Source organism: Aureimonas jatrophae (assembly GCF_900104035.1).
GTDB lineage: Bacteria > Pseudomonadota > Alphaproteobacteria > Rhizobiales > Rhizobiaceae > Aureimonas > Aureimonas jatrophae.
Genome location: NZ_FNIT01000024.1, coordinates 1 through 11,459, shown reverse-complemented (window position 1 = coordinate 11,459; position 11,459 = coordinate 1). Strand labels below are relative to the sequence as shown.

Annotated in this window: 11 protein-coding genes; 6 read left to right on the top strand and 5 right to left on the bottom strand. The window is 62.6% G+C overall.

The window, feature by feature from the left end; all coding sequences use genetic code 11:
* On the bottom strand, positions 1–494 hold a 494-nt coding region (locus BLQ76_RS21550; protein WP_139184095.1), incomplete at its 3' end, for a hypothetical protein.
* A gap of 160 nt (positions 495–654) precedes the next feature.
* Positions 655–1,272 carry a L,D-transpeptidase gene (locus BLQ76_RS21545; protein WP_244519776.1) on the bottom strand — a complete coding sequence of 206 codons (618 nt, stop codon included), beginning with the start codon at positions 1,270–1,272 and terminating at the stop codon, positions 655–657.
* 246 nt (positions 1,273–1,518) lie between these two features.
* Between BLQ76_RS21545 and BLQ76_RS21540 the strand changes: the two genes are divergently transcribed.
* Complete coding sequence (locus BLQ76_RS21540; RefSeq protein ID WP_090677353.1) at positions 1,519–2,115, top strand: acyltransferase; 597 nt, start codon at positions 1,519–1,521, stop codon at positions 2,113–2,115.
* 179 nt (positions 2,116–2,294) lie between these two features.
* Positions 2,295–3,569: an acyltransferase family protein gene (locus BLQ76_RS21535; RefSeq protein WP_170842721.1), complete on the top strand. Its 1,275-nt coding sequence runs from the start codon at positions 2,295–2,297 to the stop codon at positions 3,567–3,569.
* Between the two features lie 11 nt (positions 3,570–3,580).
* On the opposite strand, the gene BLQ76_RS21530 is transcribed toward BLQ76_RS21535, so the two are convergent.
* Entirely contained in the window at positions 3,581–4,711 is a 1,131-nt protein-coding gene (locus BLQ76_RS21530; RefSeq protein ID WP_139184094.1) for a hypothetical protein, read from the bottom strand.
* A 227-nt stretch (positions 4,712–4,938) separates the two neighbouring features.
* Here BLQ76_RS21530 and BLQ76_RS21525 point away from each other — a divergent pair, with 227 nt between their 5' ends.
* From BLQ76_RS21525 to BLQ76_RS21515, 3 genes are all read left to right on the top strand, one after another.
* Positions 4,939–6,273, top strand: a complete 1,335-nt coding sequence (locus BLQ76_RS21525; protein WP_090677342.1) for a polysaccharide biosynthesis/export family protein — start codon at positions 4,939–4,941, stop codon at positions 6,271–6,273.
* A 122-nt stretch (positions 6,274–6,395) separates the two neighbouring features.
* Positions 6,396–7,775 carry a UDP-glucose dehydrogenase family protein gene (locus BLQ76_RS21520; protein WP_090677339.1) on the top strand — a complete coding sequence of 460 codons (1,380 nt, stop codon included), beginning with the start codon at positions 6,396–6,398 and terminating at the stop codon, positions 7,773–7,775.
* 105 nt (positions 7,776–7,880) lie between these two features.
* The gene (locus tag BLQ76_RS21515) at positions 7,881–8,525 is read left to right on the top strand and encodes a transglutaminase-like cysteine peptidase (RefSeq protein ID WP_183193173.1); all 645 of its coding nucleotides are present in this window, start codon (positions 7,881–7,883) and stop codon (positions 8,523–8,525) included.
* A gap of 52 nt (positions 8,526–8,577) precedes the next feature.
* Here BLQ76_RS21515 and BLQ76_RS21510 read toward each other — a convergent pair whose 3' ends face one another.
* Positions 8,578–9,390, bottom strand: coding sequence for a CDP-diacylglycerol diphosphatase (locus tag BLQ76_RS21510; RefSeq protein ID WP_090677326.1), 813 nt, complete (start codon positions 9,388–9,390; stop codon positions 8,578–8,580).
* 274 nt (positions 9,391–9,664) lie between these two features.
* Here BLQ76_RS21510 and BLQ76_RS21505 point away from each other — a divergent pair, with 274 nt between their 5' ends.
* Positions 9,665–10,636, top strand: coding sequence for an NAD-dependent epimerase/dehydratase family protein (locus BLQ76_RS21505; protein WP_244519775.1), 972 nt, complete (start codon positions 9,665–9,667; stop codon positions 10,634–10,636).
* A 70-nt stretch (positions 10,637–10,706) separates the two neighbouring features.
* Here BLQ76_RS21505 and BLQ76_RS21500 read toward each other — a convergent pair.
* Positions 10,707–11,459: calcium-binding protein (locus BLQ76_RS21500; protein WP_090677320.1), on the bottom strand; the 753-nt coding region annotated here is incomplete at its 5' end.

The following is an 11,459-nucleotide window of genomic DNA, read 5'->3' as shown; positions in this document are numbered from 1 at the left end:
AGGTCGTTGTTCTGGATGCTGACGCGGTCCGAACCCGTCACCTGGATGCCGAAGTTGTAGTGCGACACCTCGTTGTTCGTGAACGTGAAACCATCTGTCCCCTTGATCCGAACCGCGTTCGAGGCGACCGTGACCGTGCCGTCGTTGAACTGGGTCGCGCCCCCCGTCATGACGGAGTTCAGCACCGCGATATTCTTCGAGTTTTCGACGAAGACGTCGGTCATCCAGGTCGGCCGCGTCGCGCCGACGGAGTTGAACTCGACACCGTCGACGGTCAGGTTCGAGACGTTGGCGAGCTTCAGCGATTCAAAGACAGCCTTGTCCGCACCGTCGGCCGACTTGAGCGTGACCGCGCTCGTATAGCTCGTGTTGTTCAAGGAGACAGTATAGTTCTCGCTTCCGCCCTTCAGATAGATCGTCTCGCCACCCTTCGCCGTACGCAGAGCGGTCGCAAGTTCGATCGAGTTGGAAACGGTGATGGATTGTGCCGACATTTCGTTCTCCGTGGCCGCGCCTGATCGCGACTTTCCTTGAGAATGCTTTGCGCGGCTTAAAATCGGGACAAGCAACACGAACAATATATTCGGAATGACTGCTCGTGAATTTTCCTAAAATTGATATGATGGGATGCACCTTACGCTCAGCAAGGCTGGTTCAGCCGAGGCGGCTCCGCACGCGCGACGCTTGCGGCAGAACCACGATGCGGGCGCGCAGTTGGACGCGTTCGTAGAGATCGATGACATCCGCGTTCAAAAGGCGAATGCAACCCGACGATCCGCTTTGGCCGATCGTCCACCATTCGCTGGTGCCGTGCAGGCGGTAAAGCGTGTCGTGACCGTTCTGGTACACGTACAGGGCGCGCGCGCCGAGCGGATTGATGCCGCCCCCCGCCATGCCGCCTTGGTAGCGCGATAGCTGCGGAGCGCGCGCAACCATCTCCGCTGGTGGGGTCCATCGGGGCCATGCCTGCTTCCGCTCGATCGTCCCTTCGCCGGACCATGCGAAACCTCCGATGCCGATCCCGACGCCGTAGCGCAGGGCACGACCATTGGGCTCGATCAGGTAGAGAAAGCGATTCGTGCTGTCGACGACGAGTGTTCCCGGTGCATAGGCAGACGGGTAGGTGACCGACTGACGACGGAAGCGGGGCGGGACGCGCGACGGCGCACTTTGCGCGATGGCGTCCCGGTCTCGCGGCGACGAATCGCGGGGCGCGACGACGGACGGGCCAGCCGTACTGCAGCCCGTCAGGATCAGGCTGCCCACAAGCATCGCCCCGGCAGAACGACGCCGCCTTCCCATTTCAATCATCAGAATGCTTCGTTTTCAGGGTTTCGGCGTCACCGGATCGGCGTCGCATCGTATCATACCGCGATATCCGCTGCCGACGATGGCATGTCGGGAGTTCGCTGAGCGAAACGGAGCGGAGAGTTCCCTTCCGCGTCTTCCGCCGAACCGCTAAGGGGCTAAGGGGCTAAGGGGCTAAGGGCTGCAACATGAGCCGGCAGGAAAGACGCGATGTTCCGAAAGATCGTCTGGAAGGTCTCGACCATCTGTGCCCGCGCCATCCTCCGGCAACGGAACGCAAGGCTCGGTCGGGACGTGCGTTTCTACGGCCTACCGATCACGAGCGGTGATCTCAGACGGCTGACGCTCGGCGATCGCGTGGTGCTGATCAATCGTCCCGAGGGCACGGCGCTCGGCGTCCGCGCGCCGTCGATCCTTCGTATCCTGAGTGACACGGGGCGCATCGAGATCGGGGCCGATACGGGTATCAGCGGTGGGACGATCTGCTCGGCCGCCTCGGTGACGATCGGTGAGCGGTGTCTGCTCGGAGCCGACGTGATGGTGTTCGACACGGACTTTCACAATCGCCCGGCCGAGGGACGTCGCTACGCTCGACCGGACTGGCCTGCGATCAGCCGCCCCGTCGTCATTGAGGACGACGTCTTCATCGGCACCGGCTCCAAGGTCATGAAGGGTGCCCGGATCGGTCGGGGATCGATCGTGGGGGCGGGTAGCGTGGTCACCGGTACGATCCCGCCCTTCTCGATCGCGAGCGGGGTTCCGGCTCGCGTGATCGGGACCGTGGAACAGGCTCCGACCGTCCAGTAAGGTCCGCAGGAAGCGGATCGGATACCCAGATCGAGTGCGCTTTGACGGTTGCTGATCGGCCGGATTATCACAGGATCTGCGGCGGCAACCCGTGAGGATTGGAACGGGCGCGTCGCTGAACTATAGACGACGATGTCTGCCTTGCAGAGGCGGTTCGGCTCAACGGGATGTCGTCGATCATGAGTTCCCCCGACGTGGGCGGTTCCGCCCTGACGCTTGAACGGAAGATGCGCCTTGCCGAAAATCGGCCGGCCGGGTTCGACTACATGCGGCTGGGTCTGGCCGCGGCTGTGATCCTGCAGCATACGATCAACGTCAGCTACGGCCAGTCCGCGGCGGTCGCGTTCTTCTCGACGCCCGCCCGCGGCATCGCCGCCTTGATCCTGCCGATGTTCTTCGCGCTGAGCGGCTTCCTGGTCGCTGGCAGTCTCGTTCGCTCGGCGACCTTGATCAGCTTCGGCGGTCTACGCATCCTCCGAATCGTGCCAGCACTGGCCGTCGAGGTGACCCTTTCGGCCCTGCTGCTCGGCCCGTATTTTACCGCCTTGCCGCTGTCGGAGTATTTCTCGTCTCCGATCTTCTACGCTTATTTTCTCAACATCATCGGCGAGATCCACTTCGTGCTTCCGGGTGTTTTCCTCGACAACCCGGTGCCGTCCACCGTCAACGGACAGTTGTGGACCATTCCGTACGAGTTGAAGTGCTACGTCATTCTCGCGGCTCTTGCGCTGTTCGGCGCCTGCACGCGACGGGGCCTTCTCCTGATCGCGCTGTTTGTCGGTCAGGTCGCCATGCTGCTCTGGGCGATGATCGCCGATCCAGCCTGGACGCCGATCGTGCCGGGAATGATCCTCGTCGCAAGCTTCCTCGCCGGCATTCTCTTGTTTCAGTTCCGAGCGCGCGTGGCCTGGAGTCCCGCTCTGTTCGCGGTCGCGCTCATTGCGACGGTCGCACTGCTGCTGATCCCGAAAGGGGATTATCTCGTCGCCCTTCCGCTTGCCTACGTCACCGCCTTCCTCGGACTGTGTCATCCGCCTCGCCTGAAACTCCTCCTCAGCGGCGACTATTCGTACGGCCTGTTCCTTTATGGCTTCCCGATCCAACAAGCGGTCGCCGCGCTTCTGGGCGACCATCAGAACTGGCTTCTCAACTTTCTGCTGACGATGCCCTTCGCGATTGCCATCGCCGTATTCTCTTGGTGGTGCGTCGAGAAGCCATCGCTGAAGGCCAAGCCCGCGCTCGTACGCTTCGAATCCTGGGTATGCCGTCTGCTGCCGTCACGGCTGGCTCGCCTGATCACGCCTGACGGCATCTCCGTCCTATGGGCGCCACCCACGCGCGATCCGCGTCATCCGCCGGAGATCACGGACTTTCGCGGATATGTCCCCGATCTTCAGCTTCAGAGGACCCGTCTGGGGGATCTGAAGACGCGGCTGCGCGCCATCATGTCCTGACGGGGCAGGGCTCACTCGATCGTCGGGGAGCCTTCGAACCATCGAAGGGGCAGGGCGACATCCTGATCGTCGCGAAGGATCCGACCGGGTTCGGTGCCGGTCAGCGCACCGTATCCATAAAACAGCATCTCGGTGCCGCGTGGCCGTGATCGCGGCAGCTTGAATCGAACCTCCGTCGGCCCGGTAAGCTGGACATCGCTGATGGGAATGTCTGTCCCCGCGATGCGGTAGCGGAAGCCGTCGATGGCTCCGGCGGCTCGTAGCGTGGTGCCCCCGTCGAGCTCGATCGAAACCGTGACTTGGTCTGCGCGTCGGCGTACCCGGACGATGCGCGGTCCGTCGACGCCGCCGTGTATGGGTGCACCCAAGGTCTGTGCGATCTTGCGGGTCTGGCGAGGCGCCGCGAGAACGTAACCGTTCGGCTCTTCCTTCGTGCGTAGGTGGGCGCCGCCGTCGGTCGGGATATCGTAGGTTTCCGGCAGCAGATGGAGCCAATCTCGGGTTGCGACGAGCTTGTTCTGGATGCGCCGGATGGACTGGACACCGTCCGAAAACCGGTAGTCCGGCTCACCCCGTCGACCGATTGGCGAGATGAAGACCGGCGGCGGCTGCAGTCCGGCTTCCGCGACGATGGACCGGGCCTTCTCGAAGACCCACGCCTGCGCAAGCTCATATCTCAGCTGATCAACGGAGCTGTTGAGTTTGCCGGCCTCGCTCTCGTGGCCCGCTCCGACAAATGCGCAGATCTCACGTCCTTGCCGCAACTCCTCGCGGATCGCTGCCTCGAAGAATATGCCGGCCGGGCCGAACCGATCCTGGCCTGTCCTTTGATCGACCCAGTAGCTGTCGCCGTCGCGTGCGCTAGAGCCTCGCAGGAAGCTGCCGGCCGTCGCGCCTTGGACGATCCGGACGTCGCTGCCGGAGATGAGTTGCGCCATTGCGCGATCCCATGGCTCAGCCGCGAAGTTAACGATGTAGGAACCGTTTGATTGGCCCCACGTGACGATCGAGCGCGGCTTCTTTACATCGGGGCGCTGGGACGATGCTGCTGCAAACTTCGTTATGGCCGCCAATCCGAACGCGACCGTCGCTGCGCTGGTCAGCACTTGGCGTCGCGTCGGCATGTCAAACAGGACGGACATGCATGATCATGAATGCTTCATCGTATCGTCCGACGTCGGGTTGCGATGGTGTCGTCGCATTGCGGTCGCAGGCGAGTGTCATACGTCGCAATCGGCGGTGATTCCATGTCGGCAGGCACGCTGGCATGAAGTCCGGAGTTTGGTCCCGAGCGCCTTGCATTTCTTCGCAAGTGCGAAGACAGACGCTGCGGCGGGGTTGACGCACCTGACCCACTCATAGATCGTCAATGCCGAAAATCGATAACATTCAAAGGAATGCATTCGTGACTGGTTGGATGGCATTCTCATCGCTGCGGTCGGGGGTGCTGGCGGTTGCCGGTCTCGCCGTCACGCTGGGCGCTGCAGTTGCGCAGGACTACCGGCTTCAACCGGGTGATGTCGTCGATTTCCGAATCGTCGGCAACGAGTCCCTGAGCCAGCGCGCCGCCGTTACGTCGGATGGGACCGTTCGCATCCCGCTGGCGGGACAGTTCAAGGCCGCCGGTCAGACGATCGACGGCCTGCGCGATGAGATCGTCGCCGCTTTGCGCAACACCTCTTATCCATCCGGGGTCGACGCTCAAGGCGGTGCGATCTGGAACGTCATTTACCCGGAGGGCGTGCTCGTCGATGTTGCCGAGTACCAACCGGTTTACATCTCGGGCGACGTGCTGACACCCGGCGCGCAGCCGTTCCGGTTCGGTATGACCGTCCGGCAAGCGGTCGCTCTGGCGGGCGGCTACAGCGCCTTCCGGAGCCGACAGGACCCGAGCCTCGACTTGGCCGGATCTCAGGATGCCTATCTCGACGCGCTTTCGCGTGTGACGGAGGCACAGGTCGACATTCTGCGGATCCAGTCGGAACTTGCGAACGCCTTGGAGCCGGACTTTGCCGGTCTCGCGGTCGGTGATCTTGATGCTCCGACGGTGGACCGGATCAAGCAGACCGCGCAGCAGCGTTTCCAAGCCGATGTGGATGACCGCGTACGGGCCAAGGCTGCCATCAGCGAGGCGATTCAGTCTGCAGAGACGCGCGCGCAGCTGCTGACGCAATCGCAGAAGAACCTTGAAGCGGAAACCCGCAACTACGAAGAGGAGTTGCGACGCGTCGAGGAACTCCTTCGCAAGGGGCTGACGCAGGTTGCACGTTTGAACGATGCGCAACGTGCGGTCTTCCTCGTCTCGACGCGTTCACTGGAAACCTCGGCAGAGGTTGCACGCCTTCAGCGAGAACTGGTCGACCTTCGCCGCTCGCTGGAAAAAGTCGACACGGACGGCCGGATGACGAATCTCGCCGCCCTTCAGGAAGCGCGTGTGACGTTGTCCAAGGCCCAGGCCGATCTCGGGAAGGCTATGGAGCGCCGCAATATGCAGTCGGCTTCGAGCCTGACCGGCGATCAGCGTCCGTCCCTGATGCTGGTGCGCCGGAACGGCGATGACTTCACCCGGAGCGACGTCGGCGAGGACGTGCCGCTCATGCCCGGCGATACGATCGAGATCCGCTTGAAGCCTCAAAGCGTGCGTGCCGCGTCGTCGAGCGACGCGCCGGCGACCGACGGTGCGCGCGAGGCATCGGCGCGCTGACAACCGGTGTCACGCGGGAACGCGTGACGCATCACTTCGACAAGACGTTGCGCCCGCGGTCAGCGGTCGGGGCGTGGACGGACGCAGGCATCACCATGACAACAGACGCGAGTGTTTCGAGCATGAGCAACGTTTCCAAGATCGCACCCGAGTTGCCGCGTGTCGCCGTTGTCGGCACCGGCTACGTCGGGCTCGTGAGCGGCGCTTGCCTTGCGGATGTCGGTTGTCACGTCACCTGCATCGACAAGGCGACCGCAAAGATCGAGGCGCTGCGCCGTGGCGAGATACCGATCTACGAGCCAGGATTGGACGAGGTCGTTCTGCGTAACGTCGAAGCCGGGCGGCTGCGGTTCACGACGGAGATCGCCGAGGGCGTTGCGGATGCCGACGTCGTCCTGATCGCCGTCGGGACGCCGACCCGCAAGCTCGATGGAAACGCCGATCTTCAGTATGTCTACGCCGCCAGCGAGGAGATCGCACGGGCTCTCGATCACTACGCCGTCGTGGTCACCAAATCGACCGTGCCGGCCGGAACGGGTTTCGAGATCCGCCGCATCATCGAGGGTGCCAATCCGACCCTGGATTTCGACGTCGCGTCGAACCCGGAATTTCTGCGGGAAGGCAACGCGATCGGCGACTTCATGAAGCCGGACCGCATCGTGATCGGGACCGACAGCGAGCGTGCCCGCCAGACGCTGGAAGCCCTCTACTCGCCCTTCACATCCCAGGGGTTCGAACTGATCTCGACCGACATCATCTCGTCGGAACTGATCAAGTACGCCGCCAACACGTTCCTCGCGACCAAGGTTAGCTTCATCAACGAGATGGCGGATCTGTGCGAGAAGGTCGGTGGCAACATCAGCGACATATCTCGCGGAATGGGCAGCGACCGGCGGATCGGGCGCGCCTTCCTGCAGCCGGGGCCGGGCTACGGGGGATCCTGCTTCCCGAAGGACACACTTGCCATGGTCCATATCGGTGAGAAGGCTCTAAGTCCGGCAACGATCGTCGAGGCCGTCATCTCCGTGAACCGGATGAGGCCTCATCGCATGGTCGCCAAGGTCGTGGAGGCGGCCGGTGGGGACGTCCGCAACAAGACGATCGCCCTTCTGGGCCTGACCTTCAAACCGGATACGGACGACGTGCGCGACAGCGTCGCGATCCTGGTCGCCGAACATTTGTCGCAACAGGGCGCGCATGTCCGGGCGTTCGATCCGCAGGGGGCGGCGCATGCGAAATCCATACTCGGAGACGCCATCCGCTACAGCGGATCCGTAGACGAGGCGCTGCGCGGTGCCGATCTGTGCGTGATCGCAACGGAGTGGCGGCAATTCGCCGACAAGCCGATCGAAGAGTACAAGCGTTTGCTGGCCGATCCGGTGATTGTCGACTTCCGCAACATCTTCTCGCCGGATGCGATGAGGGATGCCGGTATCAGCTACTATTCGATCGGACGGACCAAGGTCGTCGTCCCCGCCGTCCGTTTGGCAAGCGCCAGCTGAATGCCTGGTGACTTGATGGGTTTGAACGGTGCTCCGGCGGCGCGATCCGCGGAAGCAGATTTGGTTCAAATTTAGCAGTAACTTGCGGAAAATTGCACGTCCGGATTGAACCGGGACGTAGCGCGCGACGTGTTTCATGAAGCTGTTCGAAATGTGGACAGCAACATGCGATCGATCGGTCTGATTTTCGGAATGATGCTTTGCGCCGTAGCTCCGCTCGATAGCGCATACGCCGGGCCTGTCCTGATGGCGTCGGTTTCGGCCAGTCCACCTCATTCAGCCTTGCGCATGAGTGGCACGCGGGAAACGCTGCCGCCGTTTGCCTTTTCGCGCTTCTGCGTGACCAATCCTGACGATTGTCGTCGCTACCCTGAAGCCGAGGTGAACTGGTCCGGCGCGGACCGTGCGCTTGTGACCCGCATCAACACGGGTATCAATCGATCAATCACGCCGCGCAACGATATCGGAGACGATTGGGAAGCGGATGTCGCTGCAGGGGATTGTGAGGATTTCGCTCTCACCAAGCGGCGTGCGCTCATTGCGTCAGGCATACCGGCATCGGCCCTGCGCATCGCCGTAGCCCGAACCGCAGCCGGTGAAGGGCACGCCGTCCTCGTCATTCGCACCACGTCCGGGGATCTCGTGCTCGACAACCGAACCAACCGGATCACGCCTTGGCGGCAAACCGATCTCACATGGCTCAAGGTCTCGTCCGCCGAGGATCCCCGCATCTGGCTTGTGGTCAGATAAGGCTCGCTGGGATCGCTGCCGACGCGCGGCTGCTCGCAGCAAGATGGTCGCTTCAGGCCGCGTGCGCGAGGCACGACTTGTCGAGAAAGGGCTCGACGGAGAGAATAGGCGATCCGTCGTTCGGTTGATTGGTCAGCAGAACGAAGCCGCGACGCCCGTCCGGCCATGCTTCCGGAATGACCATCAGAAGATGGCGTCCCATGCTCTCGCGTGCGCCCGGCATATGCTCTGCGAGAAGTTGCAGGGGGTTTTTCACGGCAAGGTCTGTTCCGTCGACGCGCATCGCCCAAAGGCGCCGGCCCTGCATCGTTTGCCCCATCGCCGTGAAGCGTTCGGATGAGATCCTCGGCAGGTCGTCGGCCAATCGTTGCAGGCTGCGCGGCTCAAGACACGCTAGGTGGATGTGAAATCGATCTTGGGACCGGGCGTATTGCGGATTGATAGCCAGTACGAAACCGGCAGGCTCCCCGGAGCGGGAGCCTCCCAGAAAACGGGCCCTTTCGTTCCACGCGTCGGCAAAAAAGTTCGGGGCACGCGCATCAAGTAGCATCGGGTCTTCGATGCCGGGAATCGCGGCCAACGACGTGAGGACCGTTCGCTTCTTGTGGATAGGTTCTCGCACGACGGCGTAGCCATCCTGCCGTTGCATGCGCCGATCGACGGAGAGACACGGCATCGGCGAGTCGGTCACGGTCGCGTTCGCTTGGCACAGCCCAACGACATAGCCCAAGGCCGCCCGCTCGGAGACTTGTGTCCCGGCGAGGCCCAACGCCGCGCTGCCACCGATGAGGAGAAGGGCAAGGAGGCGCATCAATCGATGCCCGCGGTCGGTTTGAGAAGCACAACCAGCATAGCCTGATTCCATGCGAAGTCCCGGGCCATACTATACCTGTCGCAGTTCGTGAAACTGTTCCCGCGCCCGACCGTGGCGCCAAGCATGACCTGCTCGTCGTTGTAACGTGGTGCATCGCGCTGGAGCTTTGCGTCACAGGCGCGACAGGAATGCAAACGCGACATGACGAGGGACATCATTCGACAACGTATGGGTCGGTTGACAGCGTCCCGTCCTCACGCCAACAAACCGTCGACGCTGTGCCCGAATGCGAGGCTCGTCGAGGAGAGTTCCGATCAGTCGTATCTTGATCACCGGGGCCGCGGGCTTCGTCGGCTACCATCTGGCGTCCCGTCTTCTATCGATCGGGCACGACGTTCTGGGTCTCGACGACCTGAACCCCTATTACTCCGTCGTTTTGAAGGAAGCACGGCTTCAACGCCTGCTGTCTGCGCCACGCTTCACGTTCGAGTCCGTGGACGTTGCAAACGCTGCGAGGCTTTACGAACTGGCGGCGCCATTCCGACCAGACGTCGTCGTCCATCTTGCGGCCCGCGCCGGCGTTCGCAATCCCGGTGGGGATCCCTGGAGCTATGCGCACTCGAACCTGACCGGCTTCGTGTCGGCACTCGACTGCTGTCGCAGAATCATGCCCCGTCATTTCATCTACGCGTCTTCCAGCTCGGTCTACGGCTCGGACGCAATAGCGCCTTACGGCGAGGGGGAGCGCGCCGACACGCCGATGTCGTTCTACGCGGCGACGAAGCGGGCCAACGAACTGATGGCCCATGCCTCGGCGGGGCTGCATGACCTCCATTCCACGGGTCTGCGTTTCTTCACGCTGTACGGACCTTGGGGGCGGCCGGATATGGCCTACTACAAGTTCTCGCTGGAGATCGTGCAGGGGAAACCGATCACGCTGCACGATCCCGGCAGGATGTGGCGCGACTTCACGTTCATCGACGATGCGATCGAGGCGATTACCCGTCTCGTGGAGATCGAGCCGGACCGCCTGCCTGCGGCAGATCGGACGCCGCATCGGGTGTTCAACGTCGGTAACGCGCAGCCCGTGCGCCTGATCGAGTTTGTCGCGGAACTCGAGCGCGTGCTCGGCCGCAAGGCGCAAACGCTCCTGATTGACGCCTTGCCCGGGGAAGTCCTTGTGACGAGCGCTGATACGTCGAGACTGCGCGACGCCATCGGTTTTGCGCCGAACACGCCGGTGTCGGAGGGATTGAGACACTTCGCGTCTTGGTTCCGATCCTATCACGACGTGTGAGTTCGGAGCGACCGCATCGCCCGATTGTTAGCTACACGCATAACCTAATACACGGCGTCAGCGCAGGCGATTAGCCGAACAGCCAGTGGATCGCATCGTCGTGCGCATTTACGACGCGAAACACGGCGCTGTCGTGGTCCGCATCTGTGATGCGGTAGACGCTGCCGTAGAGATGGGTGACGACGGGATCGTCGAAGCCCTGAAACTGGATCGCGTCGCCGGCCGAATAGTCGTTGATTCGATCGTCGGCGATTTCACCTTTTACGAGAACGAAGACGTCGTTCCCAGCGCCTCCGTGATAGTTGTCGAGGCCGGTTCCGCCGTCCAACGTATCGTTTCCGGCGTCGCCCCACAGCATGTCTCGTCCGCCGCCGCCCCGGACGATATCGTTGCCAGCTTCACCGCGTAGACCGTCGTTGCCACTTCCCCCCAACACGGTGTCGTCGCCGTCTCCCGACCGCACGAGGTCGTTTCCATCACCGCCGCGAATGAGGTCGTGCCCCGAACCGCCGTTGAGCTTGTCGTTGCCGCCGCCGCCGTCCAGCGTGTCGTCTCCGTCTTGGCCATACAACGTATCGCCTCCACCGCCACCGTAGAGCGTGTCGTCCCCGTCGGATCCCATGATGCGGTCGTTTCCGGGGCCGCCGACGTGCGTGTCGCCGGTATCATCGTCCGGCTCAGGTGACGTCGGACGGGTGAGTGTGGAGCCGCCATGAACGCCGGCTGCCAGCTTCACGCCTGTGACGTGGGCTTTATCGAGTTGCTGGGAGGTATCGAGCAGGTTTCCGACGTAGTTGGCGGCGTTGGGGTTCTTGTAGTCCAG

Excerpts from the sequence above, each read along its gene's own strand:
- BLQ76_RS21540 (WP_090677353.1), top strand. The coding sequence starts at position 1,519 with ATGTTCCGAAAGATCGTCTGGAAGGTCTCGACCATCTGTGCCCGCGCC.
- BLQ76_RS21535 (WP_170842721.1), top strand. The coding sequence starts at position 2,295 with ATGAGTTCCCCCGACGTGGGCGGTTCCGCCCTGACGCTTGAACGGAAG.
- BLQ76_RS21545 (WP_244519776.1), bottom strand. The coding sequence starts at position 1,272 with ATGCTTGTGGGCAGCCTGATCCTGACGGGCTGCAGTACGGCTGGCCCG.
- BLQ76_RS21530 (WP_139184094.1), bottom strand. The coding sequence starts at position 4,711 with ATGTCCGTCCTGTTTGACATGCCGACGCGACGCCAAGTGCTGACCAGC.
- BLQ76_RS21525 (WP_090677342.1), top strand. The coding sequence starts at position 4,939 with ATGCCGAAAATCGATAACATTCAAAGGAATGCATTCGTGACTGGTTGG.
- BLQ76_RS21520 (WP_090677339.1), top strand. The coding sequence starts at position 6,396 with ATGAGCAACGTTTCCAAGATCGCACCCGAGTTGCCGCGTGTCGCCGTT.
- BLQ76_RS21510 (WP_090677326.1), bottom strand. The coding sequence starts at position 9,390 with ATGGAATCAGGCTATGCTGGTTGTGCTTCTCAAACCGACCGCGGGCAT.